Source organism: Bordetella hinzii LMG 13501, from assembly GCF_001548475.1.
Lineage (GTDB): Bacteria > Pseudomonadota > Gammaproteobacteria > Burkholderiales > Burkholderiaceae_B > Bordetella > Bordetella hinzii.
Genome location: NZ_LRUJ01000013.1, coordinates 44,873 through 70,414 on the forward strand (window position 1 = coordinate 44,873; position 25,542 = coordinate 70,414).

21 protein-coding genes and 3 tRNA genes are annotated in these 25,542 nt (G+C 68.7%); 19 read left to right on the top strand and 5 right to left on the bottom strand.

The annotated features are described in order from the left end of the window. Window positions 1-9: 9 nt before the first annotated feature. From AXA74_RS10885 to AXA74_RS10925, 9 genes are read left to right on the top strand one after another with little or no spacing between them, the layout of a single operon-like run. A complete protein-coding gene (locus AXA74_RS10885; RefSeq protein WP_162266985.1) occupies window positions 10-2,340 on the top strand; it encodes an acyl-CoA dehydrogenase in 2,331 nt (776 codons plus the stop codon). A gap of 10 nt (window positions 2,341-2,350) precedes the next feature. Continuing rightward, on the top strand, window positions 2,351-3,643 hold the full coding sequence (locus tag AXA74_RS10890; RefSeq protein WP_032979008.1) for an acetyl-CoA C-acetyltransferase: 1,293 nt from the start codon (window positions 2,351-2,353) through the stop codon (window positions 3,641-3,643). Next, the gene (locus tag AXA74_RS10895) at window positions 3,640-5,598 is read left to right on the top strand and encodes a 3-hydroxyacyl-CoA dehydrogenase NAD-binding domain-containing protein (RefSeq protein ID WP_048939920.1); all 1,959 of its coding nucleotides are present in this window, start codon (window positions 3,640-3,642) and stop codon (window positions 5,596-5,598) included. Before AXA74_RS10890 ends, AXA74_RS10895 begins: the two co-directional genes overlap by 4 nt. A 20-nt stretch (window positions 5,599-5,618) precedes the next feature. After that, window positions 5,619-6,911: an OmpP1/FadL family transporter gene (locus AXA74_RS10900; protein WP_032961013.1), complete on the top strand. Its 1,293-nt coding sequence runs from the start codon at window positions 5,619-5,621 to the stop codon at window positions 6,909-6,911. A 51-nt stretch (window positions 6,912-6,962) separates the two neighbouring features. Next, window positions 6,963-9,347: a 3-hydroxyacyl-CoA dehydrogenase/enoyl-CoA hydratase family protein gene (locus AXA74_RS10905; RefSeq protein WP_032979012.1), complete on the top strand. Its 2,385-nt coding sequence runs from the start codon at window positions 6,963-6,965 to the stop codon at window positions 9,345-9,347. Between the two features lie 9 nt (window positions 9,348-9,356). Beyond that, a complete protein-coding gene (locus AXA74_RS10910) occupies window positions 9,357-10,550 on the top strand; it encodes an acetyl-CoA C-acyltransferase (RefSeq protein WP_032979014.1) in 1,194 nt (397 codons plus the stop codon). Then, window positions 10,551-11,123 carry a DUF4442 domain-containing protein gene (locus tag AXA74_RS10915; RefSeq protein WP_029579245.1) on the top strand — a complete coding sequence of 191 codons (573 nt, stop codon included), beginning with the start codon at window positions 10,551-10,553 and terminating at the stop codon, window positions 11,121-11,123. Further along, entirely contained in the window at window positions 11,120-11,662 is a 543-nt protein-coding gene (locus AXA74_RS10920; RefSeq protein WP_223850504.1) for a chalcone isomerase family protein, read from the top strand. The genes AXA74_RS10915 and AXA74_RS10920 overlap by 4 nt, the downstream gene beginning before the upstream one ends. A gap of 7 nt (window positions 11,663-11,669) precedes the next feature. After that, the gene (locus tag AXA74_RS10925; protein WP_032979016.1) at window positions 11,670-13,334 is read left to right on the top strand and encodes an AMP-binding protein; all 1,665 of its coding nucleotides are present in this window, start codon (window positions 11,670-11,672) and stop codon (window positions 13,332-13,334) included. A 38-nt stretch (window positions 13,335-13,372) separates the two neighbouring features. On the opposite strand, the gene AXA74_RS10930 is transcribed toward AXA74_RS10925, so the two are convergent. From AXA74_RS10930 to AXA74_RS10940, 3 genes are all read right to left on the bottom strand, one after another. Next, window positions 13,373-13,449: transfer RNA gene (locus AXA74_RS10930), tRNA-Arg, on the bottom strand. A gap of 45 nt (window positions 13,450-13,494) precedes the next feature. Next, a complete protein-coding gene (locus tag AXA74_RS10935) occupies window positions 13,495-14,613 on the bottom strand; it encodes an alkene reductase (protein WP_029579242.1) in 1,119 nt (372 codons plus the stop codon). A gap of 41 nt (window positions 14,614-14,654) precedes the next feature. After that, the gene (locus AXA74_RS10940; protein ID WP_080666550.1) at window positions 14,655-14,954 is read right to left on the bottom strand and encodes an ArsR/SmtB family transcription factor; all 300 of its coding nucleotides are present in this window, start codon (window positions 14,952-14,954) and stop codon (window positions 14,655-14,657) included. Window positions 14,955-15,132: 178 nt separating this feature from the next. Between AXA74_RS10940 and AXA74_RS10945 the strand changes: the two genes are divergently transcribed. The 8 genes from AXA74_RS10945 to AXA74_RS10980 are packed head-to-tail and all read left to right on the top strand — an operon-like array spanning window position 15,133 to window position 21,830. After that, window positions 15,133-15,582: a hypothetical protein gene (locus AXA74_RS10945; RefSeq protein WP_032978993.1), complete on the top strand. Its 450-nt coding sequence runs from the start codon at window positions 15,133-15,135 to the stop codon at window positions 15,580-15,582. A gap of 3 nt (window positions 15,583-15,585) precedes the next feature. After that, entirely contained in the window at window positions 15,586-15,921 is a 336-nt protein-coding gene (locus AXA74_RS10950; protein ID WP_029579239.1) for a MaoC family dehydratase, read from the top strand. Between the two features lie 6 nt (window positions 15,922-15,927). Next, window positions 15,928-16,413: a MaoC family dehydratase gene (locus AXA74_RS10955; protein WP_032978991.1), complete on the top strand. Its 486-nt coding sequence runs from the start codon at window positions 15,928-15,930 to the stop codon at window positions 16,411-16,413. 4 nt (window positions 16,414-16,417) lie between these two features. Then, window positions 16,418-16,810, top strand: coding sequence for a RidA family protein (locus tag AXA74_RS10960; RefSeq protein ID WP_029579237.1), 393 nt, complete (start codon window positions 16,418-16,420; stop codon window positions 16,808-16,810). Window positions 16,811-16,870: 60 nt separating this feature from the next. Beyond that, entirely contained in the window at window positions 16,871-17,827 is a 957-nt protein-coding gene (locus AXA74_RS10965; RefSeq protein ID WP_032954792.1) for a Bug family tripartite tricarboxylate transporter substrate binding protein, read from the top strand. A gap of 41 nt (window positions 17,828-17,868) precedes the next feature. After that, window positions 17,869-19,953, top strand: a complete 2,085-nt coding sequence (locus AXA74_RS10970; protein ID WP_032978989.1) for an acetate--CoA ligase family protein — start codon at window positions 17,869-17,871, stop codon at window positions 19,951-19,953. 8 nt (window positions 19,954-19,961) lie between these two features. Then, a complete protein-coding gene (locus AXA74_RS10975) occupies window positions 19,962-20,780 on the top strand; it encodes an IclR family transcriptional regulator domain-containing protein (protein ID WP_029579234.1) in 819 nt (272 codons plus the stop codon). A 3-nt stretch (window positions 20,781-20,783) separates the two neighbouring features. Beyond that, window positions 20,784-21,830: an NADH:flavin oxidoreductase gene (locus tag AXA74_RS10980; protein WP_032978987.1), complete on the top strand. Its 1,047-nt coding sequence runs from the start codon at window positions 20,784-20,786 to the stop codon at window positions 21,828-21,830. Between the two features lie 74 nt (window positions 21,831-21,904). On the opposite strand, the gene AXA74_RS10985 is transcribed toward AXA74_RS10980, so the two are convergent. Further along, a tRNA-Arg gene (locus AXA74_RS10985) sits at window positions 21,905-21,981 on the bottom strand. Between the two features lie 253 nt (window positions 21,982-22,234). Beyond that, window positions 22,235-22,311: transfer RNA gene (locus AXA74_RS10990), tRNA-Arg, on the bottom strand. 175 nt (window positions 22,312-22,486) lie between these two features. Here AXA74_RS10990 and AXA74_RS10995 point away from each other — a divergent pair. Beyond that, a complete protein-coding gene (locus AXA74_RS10995) occupies window positions 22,487-24,847 on the top strand; it encodes a membrane-bound PQQ-dependent dehydrogenase, glucose/quinate/shikimate family (protein WP_032979018.1) in 2,361 nt (786 codons plus the stop codon). 16 nt (window positions 24,848-24,863) lie between these two features. Then, the gene (locus AXA74_RS11000) at window positions 24,864-25,529 is read left to right on the top strand and encodes a TetR/AcrR family transcriptional regulator (RefSeq protein WP_032957148.1); all 666 of its coding nucleotides are present in this window, start codon (window positions 24,864-24,866) and stop codon (window positions 25,527-25,529) included. The last annotated feature ends 13 nt before the right edge of the window (window positions 25,530-25,542 follow it).

A 25,542-nucleotide genomic window follows, 5' to 3' on the forward strand; every position in this document is an offset into this window, starting at 1 on the left:
GGCCGCGATATGAGCATCCTGAATATCTTGTGGCTCCTCTTGGCCGTGGCCGCGGCCGCCGCCGTGCTGCTGCTGGCGCTCGCGCCGCTGCGGCGCACGCTGCTGACCCGTCCTGTTTTCCATCTTTACCGCAAGGTGCTGCCCCAGATGTCCGCCACCGAGCGCGATGCGCTGGAGGCCGGCACGGTCTGGTGGGAGGGCGAGCTGTTTCGCGGCCGCCCCGACTGGCAGCGGCTGCTGGCCGTTCCCAGGCCCGCCCTGACCGAGGAGGAACAGGCTTTTGTGGACGGCCCGACCGCCCGGCTGTGCGCCATGGTGGACGATTGGCGCGTGACCGAGCAGGACAATGACCTGCCCGCCGACGTCTGGGCCGCGCTCAAGCGCGAGGGCTTTTTCGGCATGATCATCCCCAAGGCCTACGGCGGCCTGGGATTCTCGGCCTTCGCGCACTCCGAGATCGTCACGCGGCTGTCGACGCGCTCGTCGGCGCTGGCCGTCTCCGTCATGGTGCCCAACTCGCTGGGGCCGGCCGAACTGCTGTTGCACTATGGCACCGACGCCCAGAAAGACCATTACCTGCCGCGTCTGGCGCGCGGCGAAGAGATCCCGGCCTTCGCGCTCACCAGCCCCTGGGCAGGCTCGGACGCGGCGGCCATCCCCGACTACGGCATCGTCTGCCGTGGCCAGTGGCAGGGCCGTGAAGTCCTCGGCATGCGCGTGACCTGGGACAAGCGCTACATCACGCTGGCGCCGGTCTGCACCCTGCTGGGCCTGGCCTTCCGGCTCTATGACCCCGACGGCCTGCTGGGTCCGGCACAGGACATCGGCATCACCTGCGCCCTGGTGCCGCACGACCATCCGGGCGTGGAGACGGGCCGCCGGCACTTCCCGCTCAACGCCATGTTCATGAACGGCCCGACGCGCGGCCGGGAAGTCTTCATGCCCCTGGACTTCATCATCGGCGGCGCCGCAATGGCGGGCCAGGGCTGGCGCATGCTCATGGAATGCCTGGCCGCGGGCCGCTCCATCTCGCTGCCCTCGTCGAACACGGGCATGTCGCAGCTCACCGCCCGCGCGGTGGGCGGCTATGCGCGCGTGCGCAGCCAGTTCCAGGTGCCGGTGGGCAAGTTCGAGGGGGTGGAAGAAGCGCTGGCGCGCATCGGCGGCCATACCTATGCCATGGACGCGGCGCGCGTCATGACCGCGGGCGCCATCGACCTCGGCGAGCGCCCCTCGGTGGTCTCGGCCATCGTCAAATACCACGTCACCGAGCGCGCCCGCCAGGTCGTCAATGACGGCATGGACATCATCGGCGGCAAAGGCATCTGCCTGGGCCCGTCCAACTTCCTGGGGCGCGCCTATCAGCAGCTGCCCATCGGCATCACGGTCGAAGGCGCCAATATCCTGACCCGCAGCCTCATCATCTTCGGCCAGGGCGCGATCCGCTGCCATCCGCATGTGCTCGACGAAATGCGCGCCGCGCAGAACCCCAAGGCCGACGAGGGCCTGCTGGCCTTCGACCGGGCGTTCTGGGCCCATGTGCGCTTTGTATCGGCCAACACGCTGCGCGCCCTGGGCGGCTCGCTGACCGCCGGCCGCCTGAACCGCGCGCCCGGACAGGCCGATGCGGCCATGCGGCCCTACTACCGCCAGCTCGGCCGCCTGTCGGCCGCCTTCGCGCTTCTCAGCGACAGCTGCATGCTGCTGTTGGGCGGCAGCCTGAAGCGGCGCGAAAGCCTGTCGGCCCGGCTGGGCGACGTCCTGGCGCAGATGTACCTGGCCAGCGCGGTCCTCAAGCGCTTTGAAGACCAGGGACGCCAGGCCGAGGATCTGCCGCTGGCGCACTGGGCGGTCCAGGATGCGCTATGGCGCGCGCAGGAGGCCTTCTTCGGTGTGCTGGAGAACCTGCCCAATCGCTGGATGGCGGCCGGCGTGCGCCTCATCGCCTTTCCCTGGGGCCGGCCCTGGAAACGGCCATCCGACCGTCTGGGGCGGCAAGTGGCCCGGCTGCTGATCGCGCCGGGCGGCGCGCGCGACCGGCTCACCGCCAATTGCTTCCTTCCCGCCGACGCCCGCGAGCCGGTCGCCGCCATCGAGGCGGCGCTGGCGGCCACGCTGCAGGCCGAGGCCATCGAGGCGCGCGTGCGCCAGTTGCAGAAAAGCGGCACGCTGGGCGCCAACCCCAAGGCCAATGTGCGCGACATCGCCACGGCGGCCTTCGAGGCCGGCGCGCTGGGGCAGGAGGACCATGCCATCATGCAAAAGCGCAATACCCTGCGCGACCAGGTCGTGAAGGTCGACGACTTCCCCTTCGACCTGGGCCGCGCGCCCACCGCCTGAGGAATTCGCCATGGCTTTCGAACCGGTTTATGTCGTCGACGGCGCCCGCTCGCCCTTCCTGAAGGCCCGCACCGGGCCCGGGCCCTTCGCGGCCTCGGACCTGGCCGTGCAGGCCGGCCGCGCGCTGCTGCTGCGCCAGCCTTTCTCCCCCACTGACCTTGACGAGGTCGTCATCGGCTGCGCCGCGCCTTCACCCGAGGAGGTCAATATCGGGCGCGTCATCGGCCTGCGCCTGGGCTGCGGCCACCGCGTGCCGGGCTGGACCGTGCAGCGCAACTGCGCCTCGGGCATGCAGGCCCTGGACAGCGCCATCGCCAACATCCAGCTCGGGCGCAGCGCGCTGGTGCTGGCCGGCGGCACCGACGCACTGTCGCGCGCGCCGCTGCTGTTCTCCGACGAGATGGCTGGCTGGCTCGCCCAGTGGTTCGCGGCCCGCGGCCTGGGCGCGCGCCTGACGCTCATCGGCAAGCTGCGCCCGCGCTATCTGGCGCCCGTGATCGGCCTGCTCAAGGGACTGACCGACCCGGTCGTCGGCCTGTCCATGGGCCAGACGGCCGAAAACCTCGCCACCCGCTTCGGCATCGACCGCGCCATGATGGACGCCTATTCGGCGCGCAGCCACGAGCGGGTGCTGGCCGCGCGGGAAGCGGGCCGCCTGACGGAAATCCAACCCCTGGCCGACGGCCAGGGCAGGCTCTACCCGGCCGACGACGGTGTGCGCGCGGATTCCAGCATCGACAAGCTGGCGCGGCTCAAGCCGGTGTTCGACAAACCGTTCGGCAATGTGACCGCGGGCAACAGCTCCCAGGTCAGCGACGGCGCGGCACTGCTGCTGCTGGCCTCCGAAGCCGCGGTGCGGCACTGGAAACTGCGGCCCATCGGGCGCATCCTCGACAGCCAATGGGCCGGGCTGGATCCGGCCCAGATGGGCCTGGGACCGGTCCACGCGGCCACGCCCATCCTGCAACGCCACGGCCTGGCGCTCAACGACCTGGACCTGTGGGAGATCAACGAGGCCTTCGCCGCCCAGGTGCTGGCCTGCCAGGCCGCCTGGCAGGACGAGGCCTATTGCCGTGAACACTTCGGCACGCCGGCCTGGGGCGCGCTGGATCCCGAACGCCTGAACGTCGACGGCGGCGCCATCGCCATCGGCCACCCGGTCGGCGCCTCGGGGGCACGCATCGTGCTGCACCTCCTGCAGGCCCTGCGCGCGCGCGGCCTGAAACGCGGCATGGCCGCCATCTGCATCGGCGGCGGCCAAGGCGGCGCCATGCTGGTCGAAACCCTGGAGGATGCGTCATGAGCGCCACCCCGCAATGGCAACACTGGCGTCTGGAGATCGAGGCCGGCGGCCTGGCCTGGCTGGTCCTGGACCGCGCCGGCTCCAGCGTGAACGCCCTGTCGGCCGAGGTCATGGCCGAATTGTCCCTGGTGCTCGATCATCTCGACACCGCCCCGCCCAAGGGCTTGATCATCCGCTCGGCCAAGCCCGGCGGCTTCGTGGTGGGCGCCGACATCGACGAATTCGCCGGCCTGGAGACCGCCGAGGACGCGCGCGCCCTGGTCGAGCGCGGCTGGCGGCTGTTCGGCCGGCTGGCCGGCGTGCCTTATCCGACCCTGGCCCTGATCCATGGGCTGTGCCTGGGCGGCGGCCTGGAGCTCGCCCTGGCCTGCCGCTACCGGCTGGTCGCCGACGATCCCGGCACCGCCCTCGCGCTGCCCGAGGTCATGCTGGGCATCTTTCCGGGCTGGGGCGGCATGCTGCGCCTGCCCGCGCTGATCGGCGCGCCAGCGGCGCTGGACATGATGCTGACCGGCCGGCGCGTGGACGCCCGGCGCGCGGCCGCGCTAGGCCTGGCCGATGCGCGCGTGCCCGAGCGGCTGCTGCGCCAGGCGGCCCGCCAGACCGTGTTGTCCGGCCGCCCGCCGCGCCGCGCGCGCGGCATCGCCGCCCTGAGCAATCAGTGGCCGCTGCGCGGCATCATTGCCGGGCGGGCGCGCAAGACCATCGCGCGCAAAGACCCGCAGGGGCATTACCCCGCGCCCCCGGCCATCGTCGAGATCTGGGAGCGCCACCAAGGCAACGCGCTGCAGGCCCCGCACCTGCTCGCGCGCATTATCCAGTCGCCCACCGCCCGCAACCTGCTGCGCGTCTTCCGCCTGCAGGAGCGCCTGAAGGCGCATGCCCGCGGCGAATCGGGCATCGGCCACGTGCATGTGATCGGCGCCGGCGTCATGGGAGGCGACATCGCCGCCTGGTGCGCCTACAAGGGCCTGAGCGTGACCCTGCAGGACACCACGATGGAACGCATCGCGCCAGCGCTCAAGCGCGCCGGCGCCCTCTTCGGGCGGCGCCTGAAAGACCGGCGCGCCGCCCGCGCGGCCTTCGACCGCCTCATCCCCGACCCCCAGGGCGCCGGCGTGGCGCGCGCCGACCTGGTCATCGAAGCCATCACCGAGCAGGTCGAGGCCAAGCAGGCCCTCTACCGGCAGATCGAGCCGCGCCTCAAGCCGGGCGCGCTGCTGGCCACCAATACCTCCAGCCTGTCGCTGGCCACGCTGCGCGAAGGCCTGGCCGACCCGTTGCGCCTGGTGGGCGTGCATTTCTTCAATCCGGTGGCCAGGATGCCGCTGGTCGAAGTGATCGCCGCCCCCGGCAGCGAAGCGGCGCAGGCGCGCGCCTGCGCCTTCGTGGGGCAGCTGGGCAAGCTGCCCCTGCCTGTGCGCGATGCGCCGGGTTTTCTGGTCAATGCGGTGCTGGCTCCCTACATGCTGGAAGCCATGCGCTGCGTGGACGAAAGGCTCGCGCCCGACACCATCGACGCGGCAATGACCGCCTTCGGCATGCCCATGGGCCCCTTGGAGCTGGCCGACACAGTGGGGCTGGACATCGCGCTGGCGGCGGGCCGCCAATTGGCCGGCCAGGCCGAGCCGCCCTCCTGCCTTGCCCAGCGCGTGGCGCGCGGCGAGCTCGGGCGCAAGACGGGCCGCGGCTTTTACCGCTGGCAGGATGACAGGCCGCAGCGCGGCCGCGCGGATCGCGCGCCGCCCGGCCTGGCGCAGCGGCTGATCACGCCCCTCATCGACCGCGCCCAGGCCCTGGTGGATGCAGGCATCGTGGCCGGTGCCGACCTCGCCGATGCCGGCGTGATCTTCGGCACTGGCTTCGCCCCCTTTACCGGCGGCCCTTTGCACTACCGCCAGTCCCAGGCCGGTGACCACATCCGGCCCGATGCTTCCTCGCAGCCCCCACAATAAACATCCGGAGACTATCCACCATGACTCGACGCATCCTCGCCTTGAAGACCCTGGTCGCCGCCCTGGCCGGCCTGGGCGCGACGCTGGCCCACGCCGCCGGCTTCCAATTGCTGGAACAGAACGCCAGCGGCCTGGGCAACGCCTACGCCGGCTCGGGGGCCAATCCGGAAAACGCCAGCATCATGTACTACAACCCGGCCGGCCTGACCTATCTGCCCGGCGTGTCGGTCAGCGCGGGCATCAACGCCATCCGGCCGTCCTTCAAGTTCAAGGACAACGGCAACAGCCGCAATCCGACGGCGCTGGGCGGCGGCATCCCCACGGGCGGCAATGGCGGGGACGCGGGCAACTGGGGCTATGTGCCCAACTTCTATCTGTCGTGGCAGGTGACCGAAAAATGGTATCTGGGCCTGGGCGTGGGCGCGCCCTTCGGCCTGATGACCAAATACGACGAGGGCTGGGCAGGCCAATACCACTCCAATAAATTCGACATCAAGACCATCAACATCAACCCCACGGTAGCCTACAAGGTCAATGACATGTTCTCGCTGGGCGCGGGCCTGAACTGGCAGCGCATCGACGCCGAGTACAAGAAAAAGACCGTGGTGCCGGTCGGTCCGCTGGTCACCACGGGCGATGCCACGCTCAATATGGACGGCGACGCCTGGGGCTGGAACATCGGCATGATGCTGCAGCCGACCGAAGCCACCCGCATCGGCCTGTCCTACCGCTCCAAGATCCGCCAGACCGCCACCGGCACGACCGACGTCGACAACATCCGCACGCCGCTGGGCATGCGCAGCGCCTCCTACGACGCCAAGGCCAAGGTGGACCTGCCCGACACCCTGCTCCTGAGCGTGAGCCACCAGCTGAACGAAAAATGGCAGCTGCTGGGCGATATCTCCTGGACCGGCTGGAGCAGCATCCCCCAGCTCCGGATCCAGAACGACGGCGCGGGCACCGACGCACTGCCGCTCAATTTCCGCGACAGCTGGCGCGTAGCCCTGGGCGCGACCTATAAATTCGCCGAACAATGGAAATGGAAGTTCGGCGTGGCCTTCGACCAATCGCCGGTCTACAAGGCCAGCGACCGTCCGGCCTCGCTGCCCGACAATGATCGCTGGTGGTTCTCGACCGGTGTCCAGTACCTGGTCAGCAAGGACACGACCATCGATCTGGGCTATACCTATCTCTATGTGCGGGATTCCAGCATCGATTCCACATCCGGCAACGCGCTGACCAAGGGCCGGGTCGCGGGCGATTACAGCAGCAAGGGCAACATCATCGGCCTGCAAGTCTCGACCCGCTTCTGAGGCCAGGAGCCGGGCGGCGGGAGCCGCCCGGCGCAACGACAGGAGGTTTTCGTGAGTACGTTCACCGTCAAGCATGCCGCCGTCCTCGGGGCGGGCGTCATGGGCGCGCAGATCGCCGCGCATCTGGCCAACGCCGGCATTCCCGTCACGCTGTTCGACCTGACCGCCAAGGAAGGGCCGCGCAACGGCGTGGTCGAGCGGGCGCTGGCCGGGCTGCGCAAGCTGGAACCGGCGCCCCTGGCACGCCCGGACCGCCTGGCCCTGATTTCACCGGCCAACTATGACGATGACCTGGCCCGCCTGGAACAGTGCGATCTCGTCATCGAGGCCATCGCCGAACGGCTGGACTGGAAAACCGAGCTCTATCACCGCATCGCGCCGCACGTGGCGCCCGGTGCCATCCTGGCTTCCAACACCTCGGGCCTGTCCATCAATACCCTGGCCGGCGCCCTGCCCGAGGCCCTGCGTCCGCGCTTTTGCGGCGTGCATTTCTTCAATCCGCCGCGCTATATGCGCCTGGTGGAAATCATCGCCACAGCCCACACCCAGCCCGAGGTGCTGGACCATCTCGAAACCTGGCTGACCTCGCGCCTGGGCAAGGGCGTGATCCGCGCGCTGGACACGCCCAACTTCGTGGCCAACCGCATCGGCGTGTTCGCCATCCTGGCCGCGCTGCATCACACGCAGCGCCTGGGCCTGGGTTTTGACGAGGTGGACGCGCTCACCGGCCCGCGCCTGGGCCGTCCCAAGAGCGCCACCTACCGCACCGCCGACGTAGTAGGCCTGGACACCCTGGCCCATGTCGTGGGCACCATGCGCGACCATCTGCCGCAAGATCCCTGGCATGGTTATTTCGGGGTGCCCGCCTGGCTGCAAGCCCTGATAGACCAGGGCGCGCTGGGACAGAAAAGCGGCGCGGGCGTCTACAAGAAGGTTGGCAAGGACATCCTGGTGCTGGACCCGTCCACCGGGCAATACCGCCCCTCGGCCGGCAAGATCACGCCGGCCGTGGAGGCCATCCTCAAAGAGCGCGACCCGGCCAAGCGCCTGGCCGCGCTGCGCGCCAGCCCGGAGCCGCAAGCCCAGTTCGTCTGGAGCCTGCTGCGCGACACCTTTCATTACAGCGCCGTGCACCTGGCCGACGTGGCCGACAATGCGCGCGACCTGGACCTGGCCATGCGCTGGGGCTTCGGCTGGGCGCAAGGGCCGTTCGAGACCTGGCAGGCGGCCGGCTGGAAGGCGCTGGCCCAGGCCATCGCCGAGGATGTCGCGGCCGGGCGCGCCATGAGCGCCGTCCCCCTGCCCGACTGGGTCGCGGCGCGCGACGGCGTGCACAGCGATGCCGGCTCCTGGTCCGCCCGCGCGCAGGCGCTGCGGCCGCGTTCCGCCCTGCCCGTCTATCGGCGCCAACTGGTCGCCGAGCGGCTGGTGGGCGAGGCGCCCGCGCCGCGCGGCACCACGATCTGGGAAAACGAAGGCGTGCGCCTGTGGCAGCTGCCCGGCCAGGACAGCGGGCTGGCCATCCTGTCGCTGACCTCCAAGATGCACACGCTGGGCAGCGAAGTGCTGCAAGGCATACAGGAGGCGGTGGCGCGCGCCGAGCGCGGCTTCGACGGCCTGGTCTTCTGGCATGAAGCCCCCTTTGCCGTGGGCGCCAACCTCGAACAGGTCTACCAGGCCTGCCAGGCCGGGCAGTTCGACATGCTGGAGGCCATGGTCGAGAAGTTCCAGCGCACCTCGCTCTGCCTGCAGCAAGCCAGCATCCCCGTGGTGGCGGCCGTGCAGGGCATGGCCCTGGGCGGCGGCTGCGAATTTCTCATGCGCGCCAGCCATCGCGTGCTGGCGCTGGAGAGCTATATCGGCCTGGTCGAGGCCGGCGTGGGGCTGATCCCGGCCGGCGGCGGCAGCGCCTTCCTGGCCGGCCGGGCCGCCGACCTGGCGCAGGCCACCGCCACGCCCAATGAAGTCTTCCCCTATCTGCAGCCGGTGTTCCAGAACATCGCCACCGCCCAGGTCAGCAAGAGCGCGCTGCAGGCGGTGTCCATGGCTTATGCCCAGGCCCAGGACATCATCGCCTTCCATCCGGACGAGCTGCTGTGGATCGCGCTGCGCGTGGCGCGCGCGGCGGCCGACGCCGGCCACGTGCCGCGCCGGCCGCGCGCGGCCATCCCCGTGGCCGGCCGCAGCGGCATCGCCAACTTCGAGATGGTGCTGGTGAACATGCGCGCCGGCGGCATGATCAGCGCCCATGACTTCCGCGTGGCGCGCAGCGCCGCCGTGGCCTTGTGCGGCGGCGAGGTCGAGGCCGGCACCATGGTCGACGAGGAATGGATGCTCGCGGTGGAGCGGCGCGAATTCGTGGCGCTGCTGCGCACGCCCGAGACCCAGGCCCGCATCCGCCACACCCTGGACACCGGCAAGCCGCTGCGCAACTGAGGAAACCGCATGAGCCACACCGACGCCTATATCGTTGCCGCCACCCGCCTGCCCGTGGGCAAGCGCAACGGCATGTACGCCACCACCCGCCCCGACGATATGCTGGCCGCCGCCCTGCGGGGCGCGCTGGCCCAAGTCCCCTCGCTGGACCCCGCCCTGATCGAGGACGTCATTGCGGGCTGCGCCATGCCCGAAGCCGAGCAGGGCATGAACGTCGCCCGCATGTCGCTGCTGCTGGCGGGGCTGCCGCAATCGGTCGCCGGCGTGACCGTCAACCGTTTTTGCGCCTCGGGCCTGCAGGCCGTGGCCGATGCCGCCGCCCGCATCCGCAATGGCGAAGCCGATGTCATGATAGGCGCGGGCACCGAGTCCATGAGCGCCATGCCGCAGATCATGGGCAACAAGGTGGCCCTCAATCCGGCCATCTTCGCCCACGAGGAAACCCTGGGCATGGCCTATGGCATGGGCCTGACCGGCGAGCAAGTGGCCCAGCGCTGGAAGGTCTCGCGCGCCGACCAGGATGCCTTCGCGCTGGCCTCGCACCAGAAAGCCTGCGCGGCCATCGCGGCAGGCCACTTCCGCGCCGAGATCACCCCCTACAACATCGTCAAGCATCTGCCCGACGGGCACAGCGGGGCGGTACGCGCGACCGAGCGCCTGGCCGACACCGACGAAGGGCCGCGCCCGGACACATCCCTCGAAGCGCTGGCCCGCCTCAAGCCCGTCTTCGCCGCCGGCGGCAGCGTCACCGCCGGCAACAGCTCGCAGATGTCGGATGGGGCGGGCGCGGTCATCCTGGTCTCCGAACGCATGCTCAAGCAGTTCCAGCTGCGGCCCCTGGCGCGTTTCGTGAGCTTTTCGGTGGCCGGCGTGCCGCCCGAGATCATGGGCATCGGCCCCATCGCCGCCGTGCCCAAGGCCCTGGCGCGCGCCGGCATCGCGCTGCAGGACATCGACTGGATCGAATTGAACGAAGCCTTTGCCGCGCAGTCGCTGGCGGTGATCCGCGATCTCGGCCTCGACCCGGCGCGCGTCAATCCGCTGGGCGGAGCGATCGCGCTGGGCCACCCGCTGGGCGCGACCGGCGCGCTGCGCACCGCCACCGTGGTGCACGGGCTGCGCCGCAGCGGCGGCCGCTACGGCATGGTGACGATGTGCATCGGCACCGGCATGGGCGCGGCCGGCATCTTCGAGGCGCTCTAGGTGAGACTGGAATGGCTGCGCTATCTGCCGGCCGCCTGGCGGCCGGCCGCCTTGCGCCTGGGCTTCAACCTGCACCCGGCGTTCCGCGCCACGGGCGGGCGGGTGACCGAGGTGTCGGGCGACTATCGCACCTTGCGCGTGCGCCTGCCGCTGAACCGGCGCACGCGCAATCTCGTGGGCTCCATCTATGGCGGCTCGCTGTTCGCCGTCACCGACGGCGCGCATCCCACGATGCTCATGCTGGCCCTGGGCCGGGAAGTCATCGTCTGGGACAAGGCGGCCAGCATCCGGTTTCGCCGCCCCGCCTACGAAACCCTGTATGCTGAGTTCCATCTGCCGCGCGAGGAAATCGCGCAGATACGCACCCTGCTCGATAGCCAGCACGAAACCACGCGCCTCTACACGGTCGAGCTCAAGGACGCCGCCGGTGTGGTCTACGCCGTGGTCGAGCGCACGGTCTATCTCGCAGACAAAGCCTTCTATCGCCAGAAGACTTCAGGAGCCGCGCCATGGCCTGCCGCTACCGACTCTCCTGCCTGCGCCCCCTCGTCCGAGGAGGGCTCGCCGCCTTGATCCTGGCTTGCGCGGGGCCGGCGCGCGCCGACCAGACGATAGACGGCGTGACCATCGCCTCCGAGGTCACCCAAGGCCCCCGGACCCTCAAACTGGTGGGCGCGGGGGTACGCACCAAATTCGTCTTCAAGGTCTATGTGGCCGCGCTCTACGCCCTCGACCCCAGCCACGACGCCCGCCGCCTGATCGAAGGCCCTGGCGCGCGCCGGCTGCATCTGCAAATGCTGCGCGACATCGACAGCAAAACGCTGGATGAGGCCATGCGCGACGAGCTCAAGGCCAACCACAGCGCCGAAGACGTCCGGGCGCTGAAGCCGGCGGTCGAGCGCTTGTCGCAATTGCTCAGGGGCACCGACCGCCTGCGCGAAGGCGACACCATAGACCTGGAAATCGACAGTGACGCGGTCGCCATCCTGTACAACCGCCAGGACAAGGGACGCATCGACGATCCGCGGCTGCCCGCGGCGCTCATGCGTGTCTGGCTGGGCGACAACCCGGCGCAAACTTCGCTCAAACAGGCCCTGCTCGGCCTGCGCTAGGAACACAATGGAAAGACTCTGGCTGCGCAGCTATCCCGAAGGCGTCCCGCACGAGATCCAGGCAGGCGGGTCGCTGCTGGACGTGCTCGACGAGGCCTTTGCGCACTTTGCCGACAAGACGGCCTATCTGAGCCTGGGCGCGGCCCTCGGCTACAGCGATCTCGACCGGCTGTCGCGCCACTTCGCCGCCTGGCTGCAGGCGCGGGGCCTGGCGCCCGGCGACCGGGTGGCCGTGATGATGCCCAACATGCTGCAGTACCCGGTGGCGGTGTTCGGCATCCTGCGGGCCGGGTGCGTGGTCGTGAATTGCAACCCGCTCTACACCGCGCGCGAACTGCGCCACCAGCTGGCCGACTCCGGCGCGCGCGCCATCGTCATCGCCGAGAACTTCGCCGCCACGCTGCAAGCCGTACTGCCCGACACCCAGGTCAGGCACGTCGTCGTGACGGCGGTGGGCGACATGCTGAGGCCGGTCAAGGCGCGCCTGGTCAACTTCGTGCTCAGGCATGTCAAGAAGGGCGTGCCGTCCTGGACGCTGCCCGGACACAGCCGTTGGCACGCGGCCCTGGCGCAAGGCGCCGGGCAAGCCTATGCGCGCCCGGCCGTCGCCGCGGACGACCTGGCTTTCCTGCAATACACCGGCGGCACCACGGGCGTGGCCAAGGCGGCCATGCTGAGCCATGGCAATATGGTGGCCAACCTCAACCAGGCCCATGCCTGGATCCGCCCGCTGACGGTCGACGGCCAAGAGTGCGTGATAACCGCCCTGCCCCTCTACCATATCTTCGCGCTGACGGCCAACTGCCTGACCTTTCTGAAGCTGGGCGCGCGCAATGTGCTCATCCTCGATCCGCGCAACATACCGGCCATGGTGCGCGAACTGCGCCGCAATCCCTTTACGTGCTTCACGGGGGTGAACACCCTGTTTTGCGCGCTGCTCAACGACAAGGGCTTCCAGGCGCTGGACTTCCGCCCCCTGCGGCTCACCCTGGGCGGCGGCATGGCGGTGCAGAAGGCCGTGGCCGACCGCTGGCGCGCCCTGACGGGCAAGCCGCTGGCCCAGGCCTATGGCCTGACCGAGGCCTCGCCGGCCGTGGCGCTCAACCCGCTGGACCGGCAGGACTTCAACGGCTCCGTGGGCCTGCCCGTGCCCTCCACCGATATCTCCATCCGCGATGAGCAGGGGCGCGAGGTGGCTCCCGGCCAGACCGGCGAGATCTGCGTGCGCGGCCCGCAGGTGATGCGCGGCTATTGGCGGCAGCCCGAGGAAACCGCGCACGTCTTTTATCCGGGCGGTTTCCTGCGCACCGGCGACGTGGGCTATATCAACCCCGAAGGCTACCTCTACCTGGTCGACCGCAAGAAAGACATGATCCTGGTCTCCGGATTCAACGTCTATCCCAGCGAAGTCGAGGACGTGGCCGCGAGCTGCCCCGGCGTGCGCGAAGCCGCCGCCGTGGGTTGGCCCGACGAACGTTCCGGCGAATCGGTGCGATTGTTCGTGATCGCCGACGACCCGGCGCTCACGGAAAAAGCCGTGATCGACCATTGCCGGCGCTACCTGACCGGCTACAAAGTGCCGCGTCACGTGGTGTTCCGCAAGGAACTGCCGCGCAGCAACGTGGGGAAGATCTTGAGGCGCGCCTTGCGCGAGGAAACCCCGGCGCAATGAAAAAAGCCCGCAAGCATGGCTTGCGGGCTTTTCGGATATGGCGCGCCCGGCAGGATTCGAACCCACGACCCCTTGGTTCGTAGCCAAGTACTCTATCCAACTGAGCTACGGGCGCTAAAGAGGCGAGATTATATCGCCTTTTCAGCGCTTGTCCAGCGGCTCAGGCAGTCAAGGCCGGATAGTCGATATAGCCGTGCTCGCCGCCGCCATAGAAGGTCTTCTGGTCCGGCGTATTGAGGGGCGCGTGATCGCGCAGGCGCTCGACCAGGTCCGGATTGGCGATGAACAGCCTGCCGAAGGCGATCAGGTCGGCCGCGCCGCTGTCGACGGCGGCTTCGGCCAGCTTGCCGTCGTAGCCATTGTTGAGCATCCAGGCGCCCCGGCCGCCCGCATTGCGATAAGCCGCCTTGAACTGCGCATAGTCAAACGGCCGCGGGCCTTGCGAGAAATCCCTCGCGCCGCCCGTGGCGCCCTCGATGACATGGATATAGGCCAAGCCATATCCGGCCAGGCGAGCGGCCACGTAATCGAACAGCGCCTGCGGCTGATCGTCGCTGCTGTCGTTGGCCGGCGTCACCGGCGAGAGGCGGATGCCAACGCGGCCGCCGCCGATCTCGGCCACCACGGCGTCGAGCACCTCGAACAGGAAGCGGGCGCGGTTCTCGATGCTGCCGCCATAGGCGTCATCGCGATGATTGGAGCCCGAGCGCAGGAACTGATCGATCAGGTAGCCATTGGCCGCATGCAGCTCCACGCCATCGAAGCCGGCCTCGCCCACGGCCGCGCGGGCGGCGCGGCGGTAGTCATCGATGATGCCCGGGATCTCGGCGGCGTCGAGCGCGCGCGGCGCCGAGGTCTCGGCGAAGGCGCCGCTGCCATCGGGATTGACGAGATAGGTCTTGGCCTTGGCCTGGATGGCCGACGGCGCCACCGGCGCCTGGCCGCCGGGCTGCAGCGTGGTGTGCGACACCCGGCCGACATGCCACATCTGCACGACGATCTTGCCGCCCTTGGCATGCACCGCATCCGTCACGCGGCGCCAGCCCGCCAGCTGCTCGGGCGCATACAGGCCGGGCACATCGGCATAGCCCTGGCCCTGGTGCGACACCGGCGTGGCTTCGGTGATCAGCAGGCCGGCGCTGGCGCGCTGCGAATAATACGTCGCCGTGACAGGCTGGGGCACGGCATTGGGCGAACGATTGCGCGTCAGCGGCGCCATCACGATGCGATTGGCCAATTGCAGGTCACCGACGGTGATGGGCTGGAACAACTTGGACATGAGTGCCTCTCGAAAAGAATGCGGGCGAAAGAAACAGGCGGCTACAGCTCGGTCTGCAAGGTCCGCAGGAACTCGGCGATGGTGGCCTCGTTGCGCTGGTAGAACACCCACTGGCCGACGCGGCGGGTCTGCACGAGCCCGGCGCGCTGCAGGATGCCCAGGTGCGTGGACACCGTGGACTGGGACAACCCGCAGCGCTCGAACTGGCCTGCGCACACCCCGATATCCAAGGGATGCTCCTGTCCGGCGAAATGCCGCTCGGGCTCCTTCAGCCAGGCCAGGATGTTCCGCCGCGCCGGGTGCGCCAGCGCCTTGAGGATGTCTTCGGTGTTGATGCTCATTCGAATGTCTCGGGTTGATGCGCCATCATATATCGAAAAATCTAAATATGCAGATATATCGATATGCCCCGGGGCGCCAGGAGGCCGGCGTGCGCTTATCGCACAGATCACGGAATTTCTGACGGGGCCCGGCGCGCGATCCTAGGATGGCGACTCCTACAACCCAGCCACGACCATCATGACCCGACCCAGCGAAATCAAGCCGCGCGAAGGCGATACCGCCGGCACGCCCTATGCCGTCTTTCAGGAAGGCGCGGCGCTCGGCCCCGTTTCTTTCGACATCACGCCCGACATCGTCGAAGAGTACTTCCAGGCCGCGCAGGCCGACCGCGGCCTCTACCAGGTCGAAGGCCGCCAGGCCGCCGCGCCCAATGTCATCCTGCCCTATATGACTGTCCCCGTTTACCAGACCTACCCGCCCATCCAGGGCATCGTCATGGCCGAACTGGAGATGTCCTGGCACCGCCCGATCTGGGCCGACGAAACCACCCGCGTGACCGCCACCGGCAAGATCCTGCGCAAATTCGAGAAGCGCGGCCGCCACTATGTGCAATGGGAAGGCAGCTTTCGCGGCGCCGACGGCCAACCCATCGCCACCCTGCTCAATACTTTCCACGTCCCGGAGTAATCCATGCAACGCAGCCTCGACATCACCCAGGCCATGATAGACGGCTATGGCCGCATCAACGGCGACAACGACATCATTCACTACGACCATGACTACGCGCTGGCCCGCGGCTTTCGCGGCACCCTGCTGCATGGTCCGCACATGACCGCGTTTGCCGCCGACCTCGGCGCGCAGCGCTACCGCCAGGACTGGCTGTACCGCGGCAAGCTGCACACCAAGTGGATCGGCCCGGTCTGTCCGGGCGACACCTTTGTGGCGCGACTGGACGAGACGGGCGACATCGAGGCCACCTCGGGCGGCAAGACCGTCATGGTGGGCCGGATCAGCCTGGCCGATTGACAGGGAATGACCGTGACCACGCCCGCGCCCCAGCTCGCCGCCATGGACCTGGCTATCGGCAGCATCGTCGCCCAGCGCGAGGTGCGCCTGGACAGCCAGGCTTTCGGGCAGTTCGCGGCGCTCACGGGCGATGCGCACCCTATCCACTATGACGCCGGGTACGCGCGCGGCCAGGGCCTGAAGGCGCCCATCGCGCACGGACTGTTGCTGGTGGCCATCAGCGCGCTCGGCGCGACGGCCCTGTCGGCGCAGTTGCACGACGCCATGGTGGCCATGTTGGGCGTGGACGCCGATTTCCGGCGTCCCGTCTATCTCGACGACACGGTACGCTGTACCTATCGGATCGAACAGATCGAACACGGCCAGAAGAGCCGGTCGAAGGTCCGCATCGCCGTGACCATCGAAGCGCTGGATGAGGAAGGCAATCCGGGCGGGGAACCCAATTGCCGGGTCCATCTGCGCTTCCTACTAAAAACGAATATCAAGGGGTAATCCTATGCACAGCAGTCTCAAAGCGGTGCTGCCAGCGGGCAGCAATCCGAAATCCACTTTCTCTCCCGCCATCCGCGCCGGCGACTTCCTCTACATCTCCGGGATGACCGCGATGAATGCGCAGCGCGAACTCGTGGGCGAAGGCGACATCGCCGAACAGGCGCGCTTCATCTACCAGAAAATGGGCGCCATCCTGGCCGAAGCCGGCGGCGACTACAGCCGCATCGTCGAGACCGTGGAATACGTCACGACCTTCGACGGCTATGGCCGCACCGCCGATGTGCGCCGCGAAGTGTTCGGCGAGGGCCCCTACCCCGCCGCCACCGGCGTGCTGGTCAGCGGCCTGGTCCGGCCTGGCGCCTTGATCGAAATCCGCGCCATCGCCTATCTGGGCTGAGCCCGCCACGCAGTCTCTTTGACGGGCCGGCCCGGCCCGCCCTTGTTCGGGAGAGAAACCATGAAGTTCATCGCTTGCATGGCGCTGGCGCTATTTGCCGCCGGCGCGTCCGCTGCCGACTATCCCAGCCGCCCCATCTCGCTCATCGTGCCCTACGGCCCCGGCGGCACCAATGACATCCTGGCGCGCGCCATCGCCAACAAGATCGGCCCCGCCCTGGGCCAGACCGTCGTCGTCAACAATCGCCCGGGCGCTGGCGGCAATATCGGCGCCCAACAAGTCGCCACCGCGGCGCCCGATGGCTACACCCTGCTGCTGGCGTCCTCGGGCGTGTTCGCAGTCAACAAATGGCTGTATCACAACCTGCGCTACGACCCGGCCAACGCCTTCGCGCCCATCGTGCTGGCCGGCCGCGTGCCCAATGTGCTGATCGTCGATACCGAGGTGCCGGCCAAGACCTTGCCCGAGTTCATCCGCTATGCGAAGGCCGCCAAGCCGGGCATCAACTACGCCTCCATGGGATCGGGCACCAGCGGCCACCTGTGCACCGAGCTCTTCAAATCGCAGACCGGCATCGACGCGCAGCACATCGCCTACACCGGCAGCGCCGCCGCGCTCACCGGCCTGCTGGGCCACCAGGTCCAGCTGATGTGCGACAACCTGCCCACCGCCCTGCCCCAGATCAAGGCGGGCAAGGTGCGCGCCATCGCCGTAAGCAGCGCCGACCGCGCCCCGCTGCTGCCCGACACGCCCACGGTGGCCGAATCCGGCTTTGCCGGCTTCGACGCCACGGCCTGGTTCGGCATCGCGGCGCCCGCCAACACGCCCGCCGCCATCGTGCAAAAGCTGAACCGCGAAATCACCGCGGCGCTCCAGTCGCCGGACTTGCAGCAGATCCTGCGCGACCAGGGCGTGGTCTTCCACCCCAACACCCCCCAGGACTTCCAGGGCTTCATCAACACCGAATCCGAGAAGTGGAAGGTGGTGGTCGAACGCACGGGGTCCCGGGCCGACTGAACCGCCCTCCGACGATGACGACTCTTTCTGTGGATGCTTCCATGACCTCCCGCTGGATCGATGCCGCCCTGCATCCCCGCTCCATTGCCATCCTCGGCGCTTCCGACAATCCCGAAAAGATAGGTGGACGCCCCATCAAGTACATGCTGCAGCACGGCTATGCCGGCGCGATCTATCCGATCAACCCGGCGCGCGGCGAAGTCCAAGGCCTGCCCGCCTGGCCGACGCTGGAGGCCGTGGGCCAGCCTATCGACATGGTGCTGGTCTGCGTGGCCGGCGAGGCCGCCGTCCAGGGCGTGGAAAGCAGCGCCCGCCTGGGCGCGCGCGTCTGCGTGGTGATCTCCTCCGGCTTCGGCGAAACCGGGGAGGCGGGCCGCCGCGCCCAGGCGCGCATGGTCGAGGCGGCGGCGGCCTCGGGGATGCGCCTGCTGGGTCCCAACACCCAAGGCCTGGCCAACTTCAGCAATGGCGCATTGGCCACCTTTGCCACCCTGATCGGCGAAGTCCCCCCGCAAGACGGCCCGGTGGCCATCATCAGCCAGAGCGGCGCGATGAGCATGGTGCCCTATGCGCATCTGCGCGCCGAGGGCCTCGGCGTGCGCTACTCCATCGCCACGGGCAATGAGTGCGACCTGAGCGTGGCGGACTTTGCCCAGGCGGTGCTGACCGATCCGGCGGTCAAGCTGATCCTGCTGTACATGGAAAGCCTGCCCGACCCGCGGACGCTGGCCCAGGCGGCTACCCTGGCCGCCGCGCGCAAAGTGCCGCTGCTGGCGCTGAAATCGGGTGTCTCTTCGCAAGGGCAGCGCGCGGCGCAGTCCCATACCGGGGCCATCGCCACCGAAGACCGTGTCCTCGACGCCTGGTTCAGCCAGCATGGCATCCTGCGCGTGCACGATGCCCGCTCGCTGGTGCAAAGCGCGCGGCTGCTGCTGCAATACCCGCAGCTGTCGGGCAACCGGCTGGCGATACTCAGCAATTCGGGCGCGGCCTGCGTCACGGGCGCCGATGCGGCGGAAAGGCACGGGCTGGACGTGCCCGCCCTGCCGGATGCCGTGCGCGCCCGCATCGACGCGGTACTGCCCGGTTTCGCGAGCAGTCTCAATCCCATCGACCTGACCGCCGCCCTCCTGAGCAACAACCATCTCTTTGGCCAGGTACTGCCCCTGCTGGCCGGCGCCCAGGCCTGCGATGCGCTGTTCATCACCTTGCCCATGAGCGGCAAGGGTTACGACACCCCGCAGTTTGCCCGCGACGCCGCCGTCTTCGCCCGCGAGACCGGGCTGCCCGTGGTGGTCAGCTGCCCGCTGGCCGCCAGCCGCCGCGTCTTCGCCGGCGAGGGGCTGGTGACGTATGAGCACGACGAGGATGCCCTGGCCGCGCTGGGCCAGCTGGCGCGCCTGTCGGCACTGCGCGCCGAGACGCCGGGCCGGATGCCGGCGGCCGCCCCCGGTGGCGAATGCACCGCGAAGGCCGGGCTCTTGTCGGAAGCCGACAGCCTGGAGCAGATCGAGGCCCTGGGCATACGCACGGCGCCCTGGCGGCTGTGCCTGGACGCCGGCATGATGGCCGCGACCCTGGGCAGCCTCGAAGCGCCCTGGGTCATCAAGGCCTGCTCCTCCGAAATCCCGCACAAATCGGAGTACGGCCTGGTCCACCTGGGGTTGCGCGACGAGGCGCAGGCCCTGGCACTCTTTCCGGTCCTGCGGGACAAGACGGCGGCGCTGGGCAAATCCTTCGATGGCGTCATCGTGGCCGGCATGGTCAAGGCGCGGCGCGAGTTCATGATGGGGGCCCGCTGGGATCCGCAGTTCGGCTGCGTGGTCATCGTGGGCGATGGCGGCAAATACGTGGAGGCCATGCCTGACGTCGCCACGCTGGTCTATCCCTTCGATGCCGCTCACGCCGAGCGGCGCCTGCGCGGCCTGCGCGTGGCCGCGCTGTTCGATGGCGTGCGCGGCGAGGCGCCGCTGCCGGTGCGCGAGCTCGCCCAGGCCGCAGCCTGCCTGGGCGCTTGGGTGCATGCCCAGGCGGGCCGCGTCGCCTCCGTGGACGTCAACCCCTTGATCGCCGGCGCCGACGGCAGGCTCTATGCCGCCGATGCGCTGGTGGAAATATCCGGCTAGGCAAGCCCATGGAAGACGCCAAGCAAGAAGACTATTTCATCAATGGCCTGGCCAAGGGCCTGTCGGTCATCCAGGCTTTCACCAGCGAGGCCCGCGCCCTCACCCTGGCCGAGGCGGCCTACCGCACCGGCCTGAGCCGGGCGGCGGCGCGCCGCGTGCTGCTCACCCTGGTGGATCTGGGGTTCGCGACACGTCGCGGCGATCGCCACTTCGCCCTGACGCCGCGCGTGCTGTCGCTGGGCTATGCCTATCTTTCTTCCATGCCTTTGTGGAGCTTTGCCGAGCCCGTGCTCGAGAGCCTGGTCGAAGAATTGCAGCAGACCTGCAGCATCGCGGCGCTGGACGGCACCGAACTGGTCTACGTCGCCCGCATCCCGGTGCACCGCACCCTGAACCAGGGACTGTCGATCGGCTCGCGCATCCCGCTCTATTGCCACTCGGCCGGCCGCGTGCTGCTCTCCGGCTTCACGCCGGAACAATTCGAGGACTACCTCCAGACCGCCGACCTGCGTCCGCTGACCTCGCGCACGGTCACCGAGCGCGCCACCCTGCGCGAGATCATCCGCGATGTCCAGCGCCGGGGGTATTCCTGGAGCCGGGGGGAGGTTGAAGAGCAGACCACCGGCCTGTCGGTGCCCATCTACCAGCAGGGCCGGCTCATTGCCGCGCTCAATGTCAGCCGCATGCATGCCGACGAAGACGAAAACCACTGGTGCTGCGGCTATCTGCACTCGCTGCGCCGCGCCGCCGGCCGCCTCACCGCCGCCTTGTCCTCCGACCAGGCGCCCCGCATCGTCAAGGGCGACCGCCCCTCGCCGCGAACCTGAATCATGACCCAGCCCATCCTATCGACTGTTTCTCTCTGCGGACTGGCGCTGCGCAACCGCATCGCCGTCGCGCCCATGTCCCGGATGCAGGGCGACGCAGCCGGCCAGCCTGGCGCCGACACCGCCGCCTACTATGCCCGCTATGCCCGCCATGGCGCGGCCCTGGTGATCACCGAAGCCCTCTATACCGCCGGCCCCGCGGCGCGGGCCTATCACGGCCAGCCCGGCATGGCCTGCGCCGGCCATGCCCAGGCTTGGCGCGCCGTGACCGCCGCCGTGCACGAACAAGGCGGCAAAATCTTCGCGCAGCTGCAACACGCCGGAAAACTGGCTGAACCGGGACTGCATGGCCGTCCCCTGGCGCCGGTGGACAGCGTGGCGCAAGGTCTCTCATGGCAGACCGGCCGGCCCAATGCGCCCGCCCATGCCGCCACCGCCCAGGAAATCGAGCAGATCATCCAGGGCTATGGCGAGTCCGCCGCGCTGGCCCAAGAGGCCGGTTTCGACGGCGTCGAGATCCACGGCGCGCGCGGCTATCTGGTGCATGACTTCACCAGCGCAAGCAATACGCGCAAGGACGCCTGGGGCGAACGGGCTCGCCTGGCCGAGGCCATCCTGGCGGCGGTCAAATCGGCTTGCCGGCTGCCGGTCAGCTTCAACTATTCGATCTACAAAATGGATGACTACCATCACCAGCCCGGACGGGAAGCCCTGGCCGGGCTGCTGCCGCGCCTGCGGGCCGCCGGGGCCGACATCCTGCACATGAGCGCCCGGCGCATCCTGCGCCCCGAACCGTGGGGCCAGAGCCTGGCGCAACTGGCCCAGGAGGTCGCTCCCGGCCCGCTCATCATCAATGGCGGCCTGAAGACCTTGCCGGACTGCGAAGAGGCGCTTGCCGCCACCCAGGCCACGCTGGTGGCCTTGGCCCGGCCTTTTCTGGCCAATCCGGATTGGCTGGACCGCAACCTGGCCGGCCATGCCCTGCGCGAGTACGCGCCGGGCATGGAACGCCTGCCCCTGCTGCAACCCCTGCCGCCCCTATCGGCGTGATCCCTGGGGTCTGACACCTGAACCGACGGCGCAAAGAAAAAAGCCTGCAAGCAATGCTTGCAGGCTTTTTGATATGGCGCGCCCGGCAGGATTCGAACCCACGACCCCTTGGTTCGTAGCCAAGTACTCTATCCAACTGAGCTACGGGCGCAGAAGAAAGATTATAGCGCGTTTTTCATGTTTGTCCAATTGATTACCGCCCACCCCCGTTTTTGACCGCCTGCCCGCGGCAAGCGGTCACGACAAAGGAGACTCATTATTCTTCGATCGTCCGCCCTCGCGGCAGGGCCATCGTTGTAGGGGAGGCCCCGGGGTCGCCCTCATCGGGTCACATCCGCCGCTTGGGGGGCCCCGGCCGCGGCATGAAAAAAGCCCGCAAGCATGGCTTGCGGGCTTTTCGGATATGGCGCGCCCGGCAGGATTCGAACCCACGACCCCTTGGTTCGTAGCCAAGTACTCTATCCAACTGAGCTACGGGCGCTAAAGAGGCGTGTTTATAGCATGCGCCGCCGGCAAGCACAAATCAACACCGCCTGGGCGTTGCCCCGAATGATACCCATAGGTATCATTTGATAGGACTTCATCCAAGCATGGCCGGGCGCCCCGCCTGGCCCGCCGCACGCCTTGTGCGGTTGAGAATACAAAGGCAGACACCCATGGCCCCCTCCCCTTATCGTCCCCCTTGGTACGTGACGCTGTTCGGCATCGTGCTGGCCCTGATCGGCCTGGCCTTGGCCGTCGGCGGCGCCCGATTGGTCAGCCTCAGCGGCTCCTGGTACTACCTGCTCGCCGGCCTGGGCATGCTGGCCGCCGGCATCCTGCTCGCGCGCCGGCGCCCCCTGGGCGCCTGGGTCTATGCCCTCGTGTTCGTGGGCACGGTGATCTGGGCCTTCTGGGAAGTCGGCAGCGATTTCTGGCAATTGGTGCCGCGCCTGATCGGCCCCATCGTCCTGGCCCTGGTCACGCTCCTGGTCTGGCCGGCCCTGCATGAGGGCGGCGCGCGCAGCCGCGTGCGCCGCAATGCCTATCCGCTGGCCGGCGTGGCCGTGCTCGCGCTCATCGGTTTCGGCGTCGGCATGTTCCGTCCGCAAGGCGTGATCCGCAATGAACCGGGCGCCACGCCCGCCGCGGCCGCCGCGCCGCAGACGGTGGCCGACTGGCAATACTATGGCCGCACGCCGGCGGGCACGCGCTACGCGCCGCTGACCCAGATCGATCCCAAGAACGTCGATCAGCTGCAGGTGGCCTGGACGTTCCGCACCGGCGATATCGCCGACAAGGGCGCGGAAAACCAGAACACCCCCATCCAGATCGGCGACACGCTCTATGTCTGCACGCCGCGCAACAAGGTCTTCGCCCTGCAGGCCGATACCGGCAAGGAGCGCTGGCGCTTCGATCCCGAGGCTTCCTCGCCGGTGTGGCAGCGCTGCCGCGGCGTAGGCTATTACGAGACCACCGCGGCGCCCGCCTCGGGCCAGCCGCAGCCGGCGGCCTGCCGCAAGCGCATCATCCTGAGCACCATCGACGCGCGCCTGATCGCGCTGGACGCCGACACCGGCAAGCCCTGCGAAGATTTCGGCCAGCACGGCACGGTCGATCTCAAGCAAGGCATGGGCGAGGTCAAGCCCGGCTATTACTTCCAGACCTCCGCCCCCACGGTCGTGCGCAACATGATCGTGATCGGCGGCTGGGTGTTCGACAACCGCGCCGTCGACGAGCCTTCCGGCGCGGTACGCGCTTTCAATGCCGACACGGGCGAGCTGGCCTGGGCCTGGGACATGGGCGACCCGTCCATCACCGGCGTGCCGCCCGAAGGCAAGACCTATACGCGCGGCACGCCCAACGTGTGGTCGACGCCGGCTTTCGACGACAAGCTGGGCCTGATCTACCTGCCCACCGGCAATTCGCCGCCGGATTTCTGGGGCGCTCACCGCAGTGAGGCCGCCGAGAAGCATTCCTCGGCCGTGGTGGCGCTGGACATCGCCACCGGCCGCGAGCGCTGGACGTTCCAGACGGCCCATCATGATCTCTGGGACTATGACGTCGCTTCACAGCCCGCGCTCTATGACATCCCCGACGGCAAGGGCGGCGTGCAGCATGCGCTCATCCAGGTGACCAAGCGCGGCCAGATCTTCCTGCTGGACCGCGCCAACGGCAAGCCGCTGGCCGAGGTGAAGGAGCTGCCCGTGCCGCAGGGCGCGCAGGAAGGCGATTGGACCTCGCCCACCCAGCCCTATTCGGTCGGCATGCCCGCCATCGGCACCGAGCCCTTCACCGAGGCCAGCATGTGGGGGGCCACCTTCTTTGACCAGCTCTGGTGCCGCATCGAGTTCAAGAAGATGCGCTATGAAGGCGAGTTCACGCCGCCCACCACGCAGCGCAGCCTGCAATACCCGGGCTACTACGGCGGCATGAACTGGGGCGGCGCGGCGGTCGATGAATCGCGCGGCTATCTCATCGTCAACGACATCCGCATGCCGCAATGGATACAGCTGATCCCGCGCGCCGATGCCGACAAGGAAGGCGCGGCCGGCGTGCACGACGGCTTCGCCCCGCAGACCGGCACGCCCTATGGCGTGTCCAAGAACGGCTTCATGTCGCCGCTGGGCGTGCCCTGCCATGCGCCGCCCTACGGCACGCTGTCGGCCATCGATCTGAAGACGCGCCAGCTGCTGTGGCAGGTCCCCATGAGCACGCTGCAGGACACCGGCCCGCTGGGCATGAAGACCGGCCTGCAGATTCCCATCGGCATGCCCACGCTGGGCGGCCCGCTGGCCACGGCTTCGGGCCTGGTGTTCTACGCCGGCACGCAGGACTACTATCTGCGCGCCATGGATACCGCCTCGGGCAAGGAACTCTGGAAAGCCCGGCTGCCGGTGGGTGCGCAAGCCACCCCCATGAGCTTTGTCTCGCCCAAGAGCGGGCGGCAGTATGTGGTACTGTCGGTCGGAGGCTCGCGCCAATCGCCCGACCGCGGCGACTACGTGATCGCCTACGCCCTGCCCGGCAAACCCTGAGCCCGTCCGCAAGACCATGACCGCCCCCGATCCGACCGCCGCCTTGCCTGTTTCATTGCCGCGCGGCCGGGTCACGCGGCGCGGCCGCGACCGCGGCGAGCAATTGCTGCGCGTGGCCGCCGATCTCTTCCTGGCGCGGGGCTATGACAACGTCACGCTGGACGAGATCGTGGCGCTGGCCGGGGGGTCCAAGACCAATATCTATCGTTACTATGGCAATAAGCAGGGGTTTTTCTGCCATGTGGTGGAATACCTCTGTGATGATTTCCTGGCTCCCCTGTTGAGCCTGGATGTCGAGACCGGGGGGCTGGACGGCGCGCTGCGCCGCCTGGCCCACACCCTGGTCGCCGCCATGCTGCATCCCCGGCAGGTGGCCTTCTACCGCATGGTGGTCGCCACCTCGGCGCGCCTGCCCGAAGTGGGCCGCGCCTGGTTTGCCCATGGCCCGGCGGCCTCGCGCGCGGCCTTCGCCCGCTTGCTGCGGGCCCAGATCGCGCTGGGGGGCATCGACGCCGGCACGCGCGTGGACGAAGTGGCCGCCCAATTGCATGGCGCCCTGGTCTACGATTTTTTCACCCGCACCGTCATGCTGGGCGCGCATCCCGACAACGAGGATGTCGAAGCGGCCATCGATGCGCTGGTGCGCAGCGCAAGGCGCTGGCTTTCCCCCGACGCTCAGTGACTTCTTCTCGTTT